Origin of the sequence: Natronosporangium hydrolyticum, from assembly GCF_016925615.1 — a bacterium.
Taxonomy (GTDB): domain Bacteria; phylum Actinomycetota; class Actinomycetes; order Mycobacteriales; family Micromonosporaceae; genus Natronosporangium; species Natronosporangium hydrolyticum.
On sequence record NZ_CP070499.1, the window covers coordinates 1,763,872 to 1,779,181 of the forward strand.

15 protein-coding genes are annotated in these 15,310 nt (G+C 71.8%); 10 read left to right on the top strand and 5 right to left on the bottom strand.

All coding sequences use genetic code 11. From position 1 onward, the window contains the following. Positions 1 to 38: 38 nt before the first annotated feature. Complete coding sequence (locus JQS43_RS07945) at positions 39 to 1,043, top strand: Fic family protein (protein WP_239678414.1); 1,005 nt, start codon at positions 39 to 41, stop codon at positions 1,041 to 1,043. A gap of 107 nt (positions 1,044 to 1,150) precedes the next feature. Next, positions 1,151 to 2,155, top strand: coding sequence for a hypothetical protein (locus JQS43_RS07950; RefSeq protein WP_239678415.1), 1,005 nt, complete (start codon positions 1,151 to 1,153; stop codon positions 2,153 to 2,155). An 80-nt stretch (positions 2,156 to 2,235) separates the two neighbouring features. On the opposite strand, the gene JQS43_RS07955 is transcribed toward JQS43_RS07950, so the two are convergent. After that, positions 2,236 to 5,205: an AfsR/SARP family transcriptional regulator gene (locus JQS43_RS07955; protein ID WP_239678416.1), complete on the bottom strand. Its 2,970-nt coding sequence runs from the start codon at positions 5,203 to 5,205 to the stop codon at positions 2,236 to 2,238. A 111-nt stretch (positions 5,206 to 5,316) separates the two neighbouring features. Here JQS43_RS07955 and JQS43_RS07960 point away from each other — a divergent pair, with 111 nt between their 5' ends. After that, entirely contained in the window at positions 5,317 to 5,847 is a 531-nt protein-coding gene (locus tag JQS43_RS07960) for a TlpA family protein disulfide reductase (protein ID WP_239678417.1), read from the top strand. After that, positions 5,844 to 6,269: a DUF4395 domain-containing protein gene (locus JQS43_RS07965; protein WP_239678418.1), complete on the top strand. Its 426-nt coding sequence runs from the start codon at positions 5,844 to 5,846 to the stop codon at positions 6,267 to 6,269. Before JQS43_RS07960 ends, JQS43_RS07965 begins: the two co-directional genes overlap by 4 nt. A 25-nt stretch (positions 6,270 to 6,294) precedes the next feature. Here JQS43_RS07965 and JQS43_RS07970 read toward each other — a convergent pair whose 3' ends face one another. The 3 genes from JQS43_RS07970 to JQS43_RS07980 are packed head-to-tail and all read right to left on the bottom strand — an operon-like array spanning position 6,295 to position 9,189. Next, on the bottom strand, positions 6,295 to 6,807 hold the full coding sequence (locus JQS43_RS07970; RefSeq protein WP_239678419.1) for an HIT family protein: 513 nt from the start codon (positions 6,805 to 6,807) through the stop codon (positions 6,295 to 6,297). An 11-nt stretch (positions 6,808 to 6,818) separates the two neighbouring features. Next, positions 6,819 to 7,490, bottom strand: a complete 672-nt coding sequence (locus JQS43_RS07975) for a response regulator transcription factor (protein ID WP_239678420.1) — start codon at positions 7,488 to 7,490, stop codon at positions 6,819 to 6,821. A gap of 49 nt (positions 7,491 to 7,539) precedes the next feature. Next, entirely contained in the window at positions 7,540 to 9,189 is a 1,650-nt protein-coding gene (locus JQS43_RS07980; RefSeq protein ID WP_420847684.1) for a GAF domain-containing sensor histidine kinase, read from the bottom strand. Between the two features lie 71 nt (positions 9,190 to 9,260). On the opposite strand from JQS43_RS07980, the gene JQS43_RS07985 reads away from it, so the two are divergent. The 6 genes from JQS43_RS07985 to JQS43_RS08010 are packed head-to-tail and all read left to right on the top strand — an operon-like array spanning position 9,261 to position 14,138. Beyond that, positions 9,261 to 9,731, top strand: a complete 471-nt coding sequence (locus JQS43_RS07985) for an SRPBCC family protein (RefSeq protein ID WP_239678422.1) — start codon at positions 9,261 to 9,263, stop codon at positions 9,729 to 9,731. After that, on the top strand, positions 9,731 to 10,282 hold the full coding sequence (locus JQS43_RS07990) for a hypothetical protein (protein WP_239678423.1): 552 nt from the start codon (positions 9,731 to 9,733) through the stop codon (positions 10,280 to 10,282). The genes JQS43_RS07985 and JQS43_RS07990 overlap by 1 nt, the downstream gene beginning before the upstream one ends. Continuing rightward, positions 10,279 to 11,241, top strand: coding sequence for an ROK family glucokinase (locus JQS43_RS07995; protein ID WP_239678424.1), 963 nt, complete (start codon positions 10,279 to 10,281; stop codon positions 11,239 to 11,241). Before JQS43_RS07990 ends, JQS43_RS07995 begins: the two co-directional genes overlap by 4 nt. After that, on the top strand, positions 11,238 to 11,930 hold the full coding sequence (locus tag JQS43_RS08000; RefSeq protein ID WP_420847685.1) for an endonuclease/exonuclease/phosphatase family protein: 693 nt from the start codon (positions 11,238 to 11,240) through the stop codon (positions 11,928 to 11,930). Before JQS43_RS07995 ends, JQS43_RS08000 begins: the two co-directional genes overlap by 4 nt. A gap of 46 nt (positions 11,931 to 11,976) precedes the next feature. Further along, positions 11,977 to 13,335 carry a flavin-containing monooxygenase gene (locus JQS43_RS08005; RefSeq protein ID WP_420847663.1) on the top strand — a complete coding sequence of 453 codons (1,359 nt, stop codon included), beginning with the start codon at positions 11,977 to 11,979 and terminating at the stop codon, positions 13,333 to 13,335. Next, positions 13,332 to 14,138, top strand: a complete 807-nt coding sequence (locus JQS43_RS08010) for an alpha/beta hydrolase (protein ID WP_239678427.1) — start codon at positions 13,332 to 13,334, stop codon at positions 14,136 to 14,138. Before JQS43_RS08005 ends, JQS43_RS08010 begins: the two co-directional genes overlap by 4 nt. A 16-nt stretch (positions 14,139 to 14,154) precedes the next feature. On the opposite strand, the gene JQS43_RS08015 is transcribed toward JQS43_RS08010, so the two are convergent. After that, positions 14,155 to 15,162 (bottom strand): chromosomal replication initiator protein DnaA, encoded by a 1,008-nt coding sequence (locus JQS43_RS08015; protein WP_239678428.1) that lies wholly within the window; start codon positions 15,160 to 15,162, stop codon positions 14,155 to 14,157. Positions 15,163 to 15,310: the final 148 nt, after the last annotated feature.

A 15,310-nucleotide genomic window follows, 5' to 3' on the forward strand; every position in this document is an offset into this window, starting at 1 on the left:
CACTTGACCGGATTATCGGCCAGGTCCCCGCCGAGGTGGTGGTTCAGCTACAAGCCGTTGACATCGGTCGCGGCTCGGAGGCGCTCTACCGGGATCAGCTACCCGGGCTGCTGCACAGCCTCGCAGATCGCGCGCGGGTCGCGAGCATCACGGCATCCTCCGCCATCGAGGGGGTGATCGTGCCCGAAGCCGGCCGGGCTGAGGCGATCATCGACGGAAGATCACAGACGCTCCGGACTCGCAGCGAGCAAGAGCTAGCGGGCTACCGCGACGCCCTCGACTACCTCTTCCAACAGGATTGGCGCCCGCTCAACGTCGGTCTGCTACTGCACCTGCATCGGCTGCTCTTCGGGCATACCGCTGCGGCGGGTGGCCGCCTCAAGACCGATGACAATCTGGTCGTCGATCGAGCCTCTGACGGGACGACCACCGTCCGTTTCCGGCCCGTGCCCGCCAACCAAACCGATTACTACCTCGACGAGTTGGTGTCCCGGTACCGGGAGGCGGTCGCCGCCCGGCGACACCACCCGGTGCTGCTGATCGGGCTGTTCGCACTCGATCTGTCGATCATTCATCCCTTCGAGGATGGCAATGGGCGGGTAACCCGGACCGTGACCAACGCTCTACTCGCGGACGAGGGGTATACGGTCGTCCGCTACGTGAGCCTGGAACAGCTCATCGCCGACTCCGCCGATGCCTACTATGAGGCGCTGCTAGGCGCCACCCACGATTGGCACGAGGACACGGCTGATCCCTGGCCATGGCTGACCTACTTCGTCGAGATCCTGTCGACCGCGTACCAGCGATTCAACAGCCGGGCGGCTGCAGAACAGAACTCGGAGACCAAACAGGAACGAGTACGACATTATGTCGAGCAGCAGGCGCCCCAGGTGTTTCGGCTGGCCGATGTTCGAGCCGCGCTGCCAGGCATCAGTGATCCGACCATCCGGCTGGTGCTGCAGCAGCTTCGGGCGCAAGGGCTGGTCATCCCGGACGGCGCCGGGCGGGCGGCGGTGTGGCGCCGGGCGGCCGGGCCGCGGTGAGTCGGCCGTAGCCGCTGGCGACCCGAGCTGATTTCATCGTCGCTTCATCGCCGAGTCCTAGCCTCGTGCCGAAAGTAACCGGGGTTTGCGGGGACAAGGAGTGACTAGTGCGAACGATTCGGGGTGCGGCGGCAGCGTTGGGTACGGCGGCGACCCTGCTGCTCGTAGGGTGCGGTGAGGGTAGGGATCTGGTGGACCGGGCCAGCGAAGGGCTCGATCAGCTGGAGGATGCCCAGGAGCAGCAATCGGCGGCGGTGGGCGACGGAGCGACGGTCGAGATCGATGGCCGGGTGATCGACGCGCACGCGCACTACAACGGGTTGGAGTACACGTTCGGCGAGGTGGCCGTCGTCGATCTGGACGAGGGCAGCGACGCCCGCCTGCAGGGGGTGGAGCTGGTCTTCGACGTGGATGTCCGCAACCCCGGCAACGATCCGGCGATGGCGTCGCCCGGGGTGAGCCTGCGGTGGGACGAGCCGGGCAGCGAGAACGTCGTCGAGGTCGGTGGCCGGGGTGATTTCCGGCAGGTGCCGGGTGGCTCCTCCGCCTCCGGGGAGATCGTAGTCCCGCTCCGGCCGCCGGACATGGAGGTGTTCGACGAAGCCTCGGCCCGGCTCATCCTGGGCCAGTCCGGACGCAGCGCGGCCGAGGTGCCCGTGGGCGCGGACGCGGAGCTGATCGACCGTTTCCCGGTGCCGCAGCCGGATCTGGCAGGTAGCACTCTGGAGGTTGCCGGGGTGACGATGACCATCGAGACCGCCAATATCCGCTGGAACTACGGCAACTCCCATGTGGAGGACGGCTCGGTGCTGCTCGACCTCAGCTACACCTGGGAGAACGAATCCGGCGCCCAAGTGTGCCATCGGCGCGGGACTGGCCAGAACTTCTCGCTGGTAGCGGCCGACGGCAGCGGGTATGTCGATGAGGGGGTCTCGATCCGGTGTGCGGTCAACGGCGAGACCGCGCAGGCCGCGACCGGCTTTCTGCTGGAGGGCGACTACGCCGGTGAATACACCTTCAGCTGGGACCTGAGCCACCGGGGCGATGACTACGACGAGGCCATCACGGTCACGCTCCACGAAGGCCCGGGCGTACCCGACTCCGAACTCTGATCCACCGACCCGTACGGGGGGTACGGGCCGGTAGGCGGCGGTGGGGCCGTGACGTTGCCGGGTTCTGGAGGGGACCCGGCTCAGCGGTCGAACTCGCGAGCGAGTTCGACGAGCACGGCCGCCACCGCCGCCACTTCGCCCACGGTGAGCTCCTCCGCCCAGGCGGCGTCGCCGAGCGCGTCGCGCACCGCCTGGGACACCGTCGCCAGGTCGTCGATGGTGGCCTGCCCGGTGTCGTGCCGGTGGCGTCTGCGGTGGGCGTCGGCTAGGCCCAGCAGGCGCGCCGCCCGGGCCGGCTGGTCGGTGGCGACCAGCGCGGCGGCGGTCTGCAGCAGCCCGACGACCCACCAGGCGTCGAACATGGCGCCGTCGATCACCCCTCGCGCCGCAGCCGCCAGATGGCGTCGGGCGTCGGCGGTCTCACCGACGGCGCGGTGGCGCATCGCCAGGGTCCAGTGGCTGCGCCAGCGTTGCTCAGGGGTGCCAGCTTCGCGGCATACCTCATGCATGGCCCGGCTCAGCGCTTTCGCGCGTTGGTGGTCCCCCTGGGTCGCGGCCACGATCGCTAGCCGTTCCAGCACCCGCGCCTCCAGGCCCCGGTTGCCGAGCGCGCGGGTCGCGGTCAACGCCGCCGCCAGGTGTGCGGCGGCCTCATCGGGCAGGCCCAGCTTCTCGGCGGCGATGCCGAGGTTGGTGCGAGTGCTCGCCACTCCGAGCTCGTCGCGGACCTCGGTGAAGATCTCCAGGACCTGCTGCCACAGCCGGTAGGCGCGGTCGTGGTCGCCGGAGTCGGAGGCGACGCCGGCTAGGTTGTTCAGGGTTCGCCCGGTCGCGCGACCGTCGTCCAGCTGCCGCCAGATCGCCAGTGCGGCGGTGAGGGACTCCTCGGCGGCGGGCCGGTCGCCGTCGTCGAAGGCCAGCGAGCCGGCGACGTGCAGCACCGCCGCGCGGGCGGCTTGGTCCGGGACCGCCTGGCCGGCGGTGAGCGCCCGGTGGGCCCACCGGCGCCCCTCGGCGTGCAGTCGACGGCGAAGCCAGTACCCGCCCAACCCGCCCACCATCTGCATCGCGCGGAGCGGCTCATGCGCCACCGAGTACTCCAGCGCCGCGCGGACATCGGCCAGCGCGCCGTCCACCCGGGCGAGCGCCGCTGGTTCCTCCGGGCCACCGACTGACTGCGCGGCATCCCGGACCAGGTCGGCGAAGTAGCCGGCGTGGCGAGCCGCGGTGGCGGCCACATCGGCCGGCTCGTCGCCGAGTCGCCCAACGGCGGCGGCCGCGGCCTGGCGTACCGGCGACAGCAGCCAGTAGCTGGCTCGCTGCCCGGTCAGGTCGGCGTTGACTACTGCGGCACGTACCAATGTGCCAAGCAGGTCGAGCACGTCGGCGGTCTCCAGCCCACCGCAGACCTGCTCCACTGCGGCCAACCCGGCCGGCTGGTGGAACACGGTCATGCGGACCAGCAGCGTCCTCGCGGCGGGCGGGAGCAGTTGCAGGCTGCCGGCGAGCGCGGCGTCCATCGAGTGGTGGCGCTGTGGCCGGTCGCGTTCCGGCGTGGTCGGGGCCTGCGCCGCGGTTCGTAGCCGTTCGGCCACGTCCCCGATCGCGAGTACGCTGCATTGCGCGGCGGCCAGTTCGATGCCCAACGGGAAGCCCGCGAGTAGTCGTACCACCTCGGCCAGGTCGCCCTGGTCAGCGGGGGTCAGGGCCAGCGACGGGCAGGCCTGGCGGGCCCGTTCGACGAACAGGGCGACCGCCTCGACCGCGAGCAGTTCGGTGAGGGTGTTGCTGTCGGGGTCGGGCGGCGGCGTCTCCAGCGGCGGCACCGCCCAGGCGCACTCACCGGTCACCGACAGCGGAATCCGGCTGGTGGCGAGCAGCTTCACCGCCGGGCAGGCTCGCATCACCGCCGCGACCAGGTCGGCGACCGGCTCCACCAGCTGTTCGCAGTTGTCCAGGATGATCAGGATTTCCCGGTTCCCGATCGCGGTGATCACCTCGGCGAGGGTCGGTCTGCGGGCACCGAGGGCTTCCGCGAGTGGTGCCGGGAGCAGCGCCGGATCGCTGATGCGTTCGAATGAGGCGAAGACGGCACCGTGCGCGACGGTGCCGGCGGTGGTGGCGGTGGTCGCCGCCGCGACCGCGAGCCGGGTCTTGCCGATGCCCCCCAACCCGGTAAGGGTGACCAGCCGATGCTCGACCAGCAGCTCCGCCACGACCTTCACGTGCTCGCCGCGGCCCACGAAGGTGGTAGGGAACGCGGGCAGCTCCACCTCGCCGGCCGGCGGTGGATCGAGGGCGGGGTCCTGGGTGAGGATCTGCTTCTGCAGCGCCCGAAGGGCCGGCCCCGGCACCAGCCCCAGTTCGTCGGCGAGCACGGTGCTGGCGCGCTGGTAGGTCGCGAGCGCGTCGGCCTGCCGCCCGAGCCAGTACTCGGCCTTGATCAGCAACGCCCATACCCGTTCGTCGAACGGCCGCTCGGCGGCGAGCGCCATCAGTTCGGCGAGGTCGGCCTCGGCGCCAGCGCGGGTGAGTTCGGCGTCGGCGAGGTCGATCCGGGCCTCGTCTCGCAGCTGCTGCCACCGCTGGGCCTCGTGGGTGGCCGGCTCGCACGCCACATCGGCCAGCGCCGAACCCCGCCACTGCTCGAGCGCCGCCCGGAGGCTGCGCACCGCCCCCGCCGTATCGCCGTTGGTTAGTCGTTCCCGACCAGTCCGGGCCTGCCCTTCGAATCGGTAGACGTCAATGCATTCCGGTGCCAGCGCCAGCCGGTAACCGGTGCCGACGTGCTCGATCAGCTCGGCGGCGCCGAGCGCTCGCCGGAGCTGGGAGATATGGACGCGCAGGGTGTTGACCGCGGTCGCTGGCGCCGCTGCTGCCCAGACCAGGTCGACCAGCCGTTGCGTGTCGAGAACCGCGCCCGGGTGAAGCGCCAGCAGCACCAACACCGAGCGGCGGACCGCCCCGTTGATCTGCCGCAGCTGCCCGTCGACCGCCACTTCCAGCGGTCCCAGCAGGCGGATGTCTACCCGAGGAGTGTGCTGTGCCATGGCGTCCCAGCAGCCTCGATTCGACGGGAATCCACCGACCTGCGACGCGTGACGGGGTCTCCGGGGGCGGCGTCGGCTTGTTGTGCACGTTACCCGCTGGTCGCAACGGCGATGGGTGGAGTGCTCGCCGGTCCGCGGGGTGAGGGTGTGCTGGCCGAACGGGCGGTGTGGCACGGTAGGGCGGTGCAGACGAGTTCCTGGCTCACGTTTCTGGTAGCGCTCGGGGTGCTGGCGGTCGCCACCGGCTTCGGCCTGTGGTGGCGGTCTCGGCAGGGCCGGCCCCGGCCGGCAGTCGACCAGCAGGCGCCCGCCGACCCGGCCACCGCGGAGCTGTTGGCGTCCCTCGGGGTCACCGGCGACAGGGTGACCCTGTTGCAGTTCTCCTCGGCGTTCTGCGCGCCTTGCCGGGCCACCCGGGTGATCTGCGGCCAGTTCGCCGACCGGCACGACGACGTCGCGCATGTCGAGGTCGACGCCGAGAGCCAGTTGTCGGCGGTGCGGGCGTTGGGGGTGTGGCGTACTCCGACGCTCTTCGTGGTCGACCACACCGGCCGGTTGGTCAGCCGGATCACCGGCGCCCCCACCCGGTCCCAGCTGGTCGAGGCGGTGGCGCCGCTGCTACCCGAGCAGGTACGGCCGTGACCGGCGGCTTGCTCGACCCACGCGGAGTACGGTTCACGGCGGCGATCACCTCGCTGGTGCTGGTCGTGGTGCTGGTAACCGGTTGGGGGTACCTGGCGCTCGCGCAGGCGGCGGTCTTCGCGGTCACCGCGGCTTCGCCGAGCCACGGGCCCTACGCGCTGCTCTACCGGGCGCTAGTGCGGCGCTGGCTCGGTCCGCCTGCCGCCGCCGAGCCGGCCGCGCCGGTCCGCTTCGCGCAGCTGGTCGGGCTGGCGTTCATCCTGGTGGCGGCGGTGGGCTACCTGTCGGGGTGGGCCGCGCTCGGGCTTGGGTTCACGGCTGCTGCCCTGGCAGCGGCGTTCCTCAACGCCGCCTTCGGGCTCTGCCTCGGCTGTGAGGTCTACCTGGCGGCGCGCCGGGTCGCTACCGGCTCGTCGGGGTAGCGGCTCCGCGGGGTGCGGCTCGGCGTTAGTGGTACGCCTCGGCGAGCACCCGACTCAGTTCGCGGGTGATCGCCTCGACCAGCCGGTCGTGGTCACCCCCGAGCGCGTCTGCCGGGTCCGACCAGCGCTGCTGCGGGTACCACCACACCGGGCCGTCCCGCACCTCGACGGGTTCCCAGGTGTAGCGGGGGAAGACGTGACCGTGTAGGTGCCGCCACTGGTTCCCGAGGATCTCGTAATTGAGCCGCGAGAAGGCCGGGTCGCAGGCGGGGCAGGCGGCCATCAGCGCCTCACCGAGCAGCCCCAGGTCGGTCAGGAACTGCTGCCGCTGCGGGCGCGGCAGGTCGGTGAGGTGGTCCACCTCGTCGGCGTCGGCGATCAGCACGCAGTAGCCAGGGAGGAACTGGGTATCTCCCATGGCGACGAAACCACTCCGTAGCTTCGCGATCACGGTCGGGTTGTCGCCGCGTCGCGCGGCCCCGACCCGGTCGGCACGCCAGGAGTCGGCGCCGGACATCTTCGCCGAGTGGGCTCCCATGCCGCCCGACCTCAGAACTTGGGCGCGTCGGGGGCTTCGAGCAGGCCGAGTCTCAGCGCGGTCATCAGTGCCTGCGCCCGGTTGGCCGCACCGAGCTTCTCGTAGAGCTTCGAGATGTGCGTCTTCGCCGTCGACTCGCTGACGAAGAGCTGTTTGGCGATGCCGGCGACGCTCATGCCGTCGGCGAGCAGCTTCAGCACCTGGCTCTCGCGTGGCGACAGCTGCGGGCCGGACGGCGCGAGCCGACGCTTCATCGCCTCGGCGAGGTCGGCGGCGGTGAACGCCTGCGGCGCGGAGGCGGCGTGGCGGGCGGCGGCAACCACCTCGTCGGCGGGGGCGGTCTTGGGGACGAAGGCACTGGCGCCGGCCTCGAGCGCACCGAAGAGCTGATCGTCGCCGGCGTACATGGTCAGCACTACGATCCCGATGGTGGTGCTGTTTTTCCGCAGCGCCCGGGTGACGTCGAGCCCGCTGCCGTCGGGGAGTCGGAGATCGGTGATGACCACGTCGGGGTTGAGCGCGCCGGAGAGGCGGACTGCCTCGGCCGCGGTGCCGGCTTCTCCGACCACCTCGAACTGCCGGTCGCGGTCGAACGCGTGCCGTAGTCCCTTCCGGACCAGGTCGTGATCGTCGATCAACAGCACCCGGGTGGTGCGTGCGGTGGTCGTGTTGCTGGTGGACATCCAGTGCCTTCCCATCTGCTGGTAGCCCTAGGCTAGCGAGCGGGCCGAATCATCGCGCGGGCTCCCGGCCACCGAGCACCACCGCCACCGTGGTGCCGCTCGGATGCCGCGGCTTGATCTCCAGCCTGCCCCGGATACGTTCCGCCCTCTCGGCCATGATCGCAAGACCGTACCGCCCATCTGGTTGCTGATCTGTGATGCCTTGTCCATCATCCGACACCACAACCTGGGCCATCGGTGGATCAACTGTACAAGCTACCCACAAGTTAGCGGCACCAGCATGTTTACGGGCATTAGTAATGGCTTCTTGGGCGATTCGGAGCAACTCTGCCTCGGTCGCCGCCGGCAATCGGGCGCTCGACTCGTCCAGGGACATATGAACCCGCAAACCGGCGGAGGAGCCGACCGTTCGGGCATAGTCCGCGATCGCCGCCGCCAGCCCACCGTGCCGGTCGACCTCACTGCGGAGCTCGAACAGGCTCATCCGCAGTTCGGTGACGACCCGGGTGACCTCCGCCCGCAGGGTGCGCAACTCTTCACCCGCCTCGTCGCCGCCGTCGGGCAGCGCCGCCAGCGCGTTGTCCAGGCCGTAGCCGACCATCACCAGCTCCTGGGCCACCCCGTCGTGGATCTCGCGGGCGAGCCGTTGCCGTTCTTCGTTGGTGGCGAGCGACCGCACCTCATCGAAGAGCAGCGCCGCCTCCAGTCGCAGCGCGGCCGGGGCCACCACCGTCGCGACCCGCTCGACCAGCGCGGAGGGGTAGGCATGGGGGGCGTCGGTCTCCAGCGCCACCAGCCCGATCGTGCGGACCCCGGAGACGAGCGGCAGGACCAGCGCGGAGACCTCCTCGCCCGGATGGGAGCGGGTCTGCGACCGGGACTCGGTCTGCGGTTGCTGGCTCGCCCAGGCGTCGGCGATCGCCGAGTCGGCGTCGAGGGTGGTCTCCCAGTCCACCCGGTCGGCGCCGCCCTGCGCCAACACCACCAGCCGGCCGCCGCCGCTGGCGGTGAGCACCGCTGCCCGATCTACCGGAACCTCGACCCGGACCTCATCGAGCAGGTGTTCGGCGATCCCGCCGGGGTCCAGAGTGGCGCCGGGGAGCTGACGGGCGACGCTGCGCAGCTGGGTCAGCAGCCGGGTCGCCTCCGCGTACGGCTGGGGTGGGGTGTGCTCGGCCTGGATCACCCGCTGCAGCGCCCCGGTGGCGACGGTGCCCAGCGCCGCCAGCAGCAACCACTGCCCGCACGCGCCGATGTAGCCGTACTGCGCTAGCTGCGGCTCGCCGTCGACGCTGGTCACGGCGCCCGCAGTGGTCAGCACCACCGCGGTTACCAGGAGCAGCAGCAGCGCCTCCACATCGCGTCGCTGCAGCCCCGCGACGACCAGCGGCACCGCCAGGTACGGCAACACGGCGTACGCCCCGAAACCCATGGTGACGGTGCCGGCCTGGTCGGCGGCGGCGGCAACGGCGCTGGTGGCTAGTCCGACCACGAGCACCTCGGCGAGCCGCCCAGTCGGGCCGAGCCAGCGGTGCCGGCTGGTGAGCACCGCGAAGGTGGCCGCGGCCGCGAGTAGCACCGCCCACCACAGCGTCCGAAGCTCCTGGGTGACCAGCAGGGTCACGCCGGTGACGATCGCGAGCAGCACCACCCGTACGGCGAGCAGCTGGTACGGGGCGCGGCGGGTGGTGACCGGGATGGTTGTGTACATGGTGATCTCCAGGCAGGATACGGCGAGCGGGCAAAGTGCGCTCGGGTAGCCTGCCAACCATGGCGGACTCTTCGACCCGTTCGATCGTGATCAACGCCGATCCGGAATTGGTGGTCGACTCGATCTGTGACTTCGCGCGGTACCCGGAGTGGACCGGCGCGCTGCGGGAAGCGGAGGTGATCGAGGAGTATGAAGACGGCTACGCCAGCCAGGTGCGGTTCGTGCTGGATGCCGGGCCGTTACGGGACGAATACACCCTCGTCTACGAGTACGCCGAGGACCTGAGCCGGATCGAGTGGCGGTTGGCGGCCCCGTCGACGGTGCAGAAGGTGCAGACCGGTTCGTATGACATCGCGGACAATGGTGACGGCAGCTGCACCGTGACCTACACCCTGGAGGTGGAGCTGTCGATCGCGATGATCGGCATGTTCCGCCGGAAGGCAGAGAAGGTCATCATGGATACGGCGCTGAAGGAGCTGAAGCGGCGGGTGGAGGCACGCGCCGCCGGCGCCGCGGAGGGAGAGGCGTGATGCACGAGGAGCAGCGTTCGGAGGACGACCCGACCACCTGGCAGCTGACGGGCGAGCGATCGGGCACGACGGTCCCGGATCCGGCCTCCGCGCGAGAGGAGGCCGAGCGGTTGGTCGCGGCCGGGCTGGCGGCGCTCTCCATGGCCGCCGACCGGATCGGGGCACCTACCCGGGAGCGCGGCGGAGCCGCGGCGGCCGGTTTCGACGCACTGGGCGACGCCCTGTTCGGCCGGTCCCGCCATCGGCAGCACAGCGTCGCCAACGAGAGCGCGGTCTGCTGCCAGTGCCCGGTCTGCAAGGTGATCACGGCGGCGCGGGAGCCGAATCCATTGCTCGCCGAGCGGCTCGCGAGCGGGGTGGGCACGATCGCCGAGGGCGCCGCCCGGGTCCTACGCACCGTGGCCGGGCCGACCGCCGAGGCCGGTGACGCTGCGCGGCCGGGGCCAGCGGGCGAGTCGGTGGACTCGCCGCAGCCCGGGGAAGATCCGTGGGCGGCGGCGACGAAGGTGGCCGAGGGCCAAGCCGCCGGTGGACGAACGGGGAGCGAGTGAGCACCACAGGCCAGTTGACCATCGGTATCGACATCGGCGGCACCAAGATCGCCGGGGGGGTGGTGGCCCCGGACGGTCAGGTGCTCACGCTGACCCGTGCCGACACCCCGGCGTACGACGCGACCCGGACCCGCGGCGTGATCGTGGACATGATCCGGGAGCTCGGCGCCGCCCACCAGGTCACCGCGGTCGGAGTCGGGGCCGCCGGATGGATCGACGCGACCCGGGACCGAGTCCGGTTCGCGCCCCACCTCGCCTGGCGGGACGAGCCGCTGCGCGACCACGTGGCTGCCGCGGTCGGGCTGCCGGTGGCGGTGGAGAACGACGCCAACGCGGCCGCCTGGGCGGAGTTCCGATTCGGCGCCGGGCAGGCGGCTGGGGAGTCGATGGCGCTGATCACCGTGGGTACCGGGATCGGCGGCGGGCTCATCCTCGGCGGCCGGCTGCTGCGCGGCGCCCACGGTTTCGCCGGGGAGCCCGGCCACCAGCTGGCGGTCCCTGACGGCCTGCCCTGCGGCTGCGGTCGCCGGGGCTGCCTTGAGCAGTACGCGAGTGGGCAGGCGCTGGTGCGGTTGGCCCAGCAGGCGGCGGTGGAGCAGCCGGCGGCGGCCGAAGGTCTGCTGGAGCTCGCGGGCGGGAGCCCGGAACAGATCACCGGCCCGCTGGTCACCACCGCGGCCCGGGCCGGAGACAAGCTCGCCCGGGAGGCGTTTGAGCAGATCGGCTGGTGGCTCGGCAGCTGCCTCGCCGACCTGGTGCAGTTGCTCGATCCGCGGCTGCTGGTGGTGGGCGGCGGGGTCGCGGAGGCCGGCGAGCTGCTGCTCGCGCCGGCCCGCGACGCGTACCAGCGGGCATTGTCACAGCGGGGTGAGCTACCGGCCGCTTCGATCCGCCCGGCGCAGCTGGGCAACGTCGCCGGGGTGGTGGGCGCCGCCGATCTGGCGCGGGAGCTGATCTGATGGCGCCCCGCCACGGCCACCACCTGCGCGTCATCTCGTACAACGTGCACGGGCTGCGTGACGACCTGGCCGCGCTGCACCACGCCATCAAGGACCTGGCCCCGGATGTTCTGCTGCTGCAGGAGGCGCCGCGCCGGCTGCGGTGGCGGCACAAGTGCGCGGCGCTCGCCCACTCGTTGGGGTTGGTGGTGGCCGCCGGCGGCCAACCGGCGTTGGGCAATCTGATCCTGGTAGATCTGCGGGTGACCGTAAAAGACAGCGGAGCGATGCGGTTTCCCCACACCCCGGGGCGGCATCTGCGGGGCGCCGCGTTCGTCCGAGGGCTGGTGGCGGGCGCCCCGTTCAACGCGGTCGCCAGCCACCTCGGCACCGACCCGGCCGAACGGCCCGGGCATGCCCGGTTACTGGCGGAGGCGATCGCCGAGCGATCGGACCCGGTGCTACTCGGCGTGGACATCAATGAGGAGCCCGGCGGGCCGAGTTGGCAGGCGCTGCTGACCGGTCGGCTGCGGGACCCGGCCGGGGCACAGCCGGCGGCGCCGACCTTCCCCGCCGGGCGGCCGAGCCGACGCATCGACGCGGTCCTGGTCGACGAGCGGCTCACGGTGGACTCCTACGCCGTGGTCGACACCCCCGCGGTACGCCAGGCGAGCGACCACCTGCCGGTCGTGGCCGACCTGCAGTTCTAGGCTCCGGCAGACCCCGCGCTGGACAGGCGCGAGCGGGCCGGGAAAGATGCCTGCGGTGAGCAACGGGCACTACTACGACCGCGGCGGCAACGTCTGCGTCATCGGGGCCGGCGCCAGTGGTCTACTGGCGACCAAAAACCTGCTTGAGCACGGGTTCGGGGTCGACTGCTACGAGCGCGACACCGGAGTCGGCGGGCTGTGGAACTGGCGGCACGACCGAAGCCCGGTCTACGCCAACCTGCACCTGATCTCCAGCAAATCGACCACCCAGATCCCGGACTTTCCGATGCCGGACTGGTGGCCCGACTATCCGCACCACCGGCAGGTGCTCTCCTATCTGGACCGGTACGCTGACCACTTCGAGCTGCGTCCGCACATCTGGTTCGGCACCGAAGTGGTACGGGCGCAGCCGGTGCCGGGAGATCCCGCCGGCCGGTGGGACGTGACCACCCGCACCACCGGCGGTGGCACCGAGCGCACCCACCGTTACGCGGCGGTGGTGGTCGCCAACGGCCATCATTGGTCCCCGGCCATGCCCGAGTACGAGGGGATGGCCGAGTTCGGGGGCGAGCTGATCCACGCCTCGGCCTTCAACGATCCGGCGACCCTCCGGGGCCGTCGGGTGCTGGTGGTCGGCGCCGGTAACACCGGCTGCGACGTGGCGGTGGAGGCCGCGCAGCGGGCGAAGAGCTGCTGGCATTCGAGCCGCCGCGGATACCACTACCTCCCGAAGTACCTCCTGGGCCGCCCGCTGGACCAGCTGCACGAGCTGCTGCGGGCGGCGCGGTTGCCGGTGCGGATGCGGCAGTGGGTGATCCATCGGGCGCTTCGGTTCAGCGTCGGTGACCTGCGCCGGTTCGGCCTGCCGCGGCCCGACCACCGGGTCGGGGAGACCCACCCCATCGTCAACAGCCTGCTCGTCTACTACCTCGGCCATGGCCTGATCACGCCGGTGCCGGAGGTCGCGCGATTCCAGGCCGAGTCGGTGGTGTTGACCAACGGCGAGCAGATCGAGCCGGACCTGGTGGTGCTCGCCACCGGCTACGCGCCGCGGTTCGACTTCCTCGACGCCGAGCTGCTCGGCGTCGACGAGAGCGGCCGGCCGCACCTGCCCCTGAACCTGTTCGGTCGCCACCCCACCCTCGCCGTCGCCGGGCTGCTGCAGCCAGAGTCTGGCCTGTTCGGACTGGTGCACTGGCAGACGGTCGCGGTGGCGCGCTGGCTGCGGCTGCGGCAGCGGGAGCCGGGGCGGGCCGGTGCGGTGTGGTCGCAGCTGATCGGCCAGGTGGACCGGCGGTTGTCGGATGCCCGGCCGCGAAGTTCGGCCCGGCACTGGTTCCAGGTCAGCCGCGGACGTTACCTGCGCACCCTGGAAGGGACCCTGAAGGAGCTGGCACGGTCATGAAGATCACCCGATGGCGGGAGTCGGCGTTGCCGGTGCGGCCGGTGAGCCGGGAGGTGCTCACCGCGACTCCGGAGCTGGATTCACCCCGGCCGCCGCTGCTGTTCGTGCCCGGGTTCGGCTACGGCGCCTGGGTCTTCGCGGAGCACTGGTTGGACCATGCGGCGGTGCGGGGGTTCCGGGCGCACGCGATGAGCTTGCGGGGCCACGGTGAGAGCGGCAGGTCACCCCGGGCCACCCTGCGCGCGTACACCCATGATGTGGTCCAGGTCGCCGCGAGCCTGCCCAAACGGGCGGTGCTGGTCGGCCACGGCGCCGGCGCTCTGGTGGTGGCGCGGGCACTGGCGAGGTATCCGGCCCGGGCGGCGGTGCTGGTCGCGCCGGTGCTGGGCGGTCTGGACACGTTGGGGCGCGCGCTGCTGCGCAATCCGCTGGGCACCGCGCCGGCGCTGGTGGGTGGTCCGCTGCGGCTTCGGCGCCGGCAACTGGTCAGCCGCGAGGTGCCCGCCGGTCTGGCCCAGGAGTACGCCCGCCGGGCGGGCCGGGCGGCGCCGCTGGCGCAGTGGCAGCTGCTGCTGCACCGGGCGCCGGAGCCACCGGTGGGGGAGCCGCCGGTGCTGGTCGCCGGCAGTCCGGATGACGCCGTGGTGCCGGCCGGGGCGTTGGACCGGGCCGCGCGCGGGTACGGGGGCGCGCCGCTGCTCTTTCCCGGGATGGGCCATTTGATGATGCTCGACGCCCGCTGGCGGGAACCGGTCGACGCGATCCTGGACTGGTTGGATCAGCTGCCCACGATCAAAGAGTGAGCCGCTGGCCGGCGGCTCACACCTTGGCGCCGTCGTTCGGCTGCTGATCGCCCGGGTCGGTGCCGGGCCGTAGCCGCAGGATCAACGCCACCGCACCGCCGAGGATGCTGGCGAAGCCGAGCAGCATCGCGCTGCTGCGGTCTAGCGGCACCACCGCCGGCCGGCCCAGCAGGAGCAGCAGGCCGACCGCGATCGCCACCCAGCCGAGCACCGTCTGCCGGGAGAAACGGGGCAGCGGTGGCGGGGTCGGTGGCACGAACCGCTCCGGCGGCTCCTGGTCGGCCAGGTCTGCGCCGAAGGTGTCGAGCGAGTCGAGCAACGAGGGCTCGGTCACATCGCGCCCGTCCACCGGCCCGCGGCGGCGGGGCTCGGACGGCGGCTCGATCGAGGTGGGCTCGATCACGACGGTGTTGCCGCTCGGCTCGTCCACCTCGGGGTCCGGGGGTTCGCCCCATGGCTGCGGCGACTGCCGGTCGGCGATGTCCTCCGCGGCCGGCCAGCTCGCCGAGGTCGGGTCGACCTGGCGGTCAAAGTCGGCGATGATGCCGGCGAAGGTGGCGTCGATGTCGTGCCCGGACCGCTCCCGGTCAGCAGCCGGCTCGCCGGCCCCGGCGGGGGTGACCGGTTGGTCTGCCCCGGGGAGCTCCGGACGGTCGGCGGCGCTGGTCGGCCGTTCCGCCGGGGGGTCCGGGTCGCCACCGGGGTCGGCCGGGTCGGCGCCGGACGGCGCCGCATCGGCTCCGCCGCCCGGGCGGTCGCCCAGCAGCGGACGGACGCAGTCCCGGGCCGCCTCCACCCGCTTCCGGTCGACGAAGAGCCGATCGGAGGGGCGACTCGGCAGGACCGCGCTCCGGGTGACCGGATCCACGTCGACGGCGGGTTGGACATACGCCGCGATCCCCTCGGTGGCGAGCAGGTCCAGCACATCCTCGGCCATGCGTGGGTCCAGGTCGTGAATTGCCCGCCAGTCGGCCGCGTCCAGTCCGTTGTCGCGGCGACCGCGTCGCCGCTCGGCTGCTGCCACGCCGCGCTCCCTCCCGCCGGTGCCCACGTCGGGTGCCCCGGCGCTCGCCTATCCGGCAATCGTGACACGATGCCACCACCATCGGCACCGTAGCGCGGGGCCTGCGTTGCCCGCTGCCCGATGGCTTCGTAGGCTCTGACTACCCGCT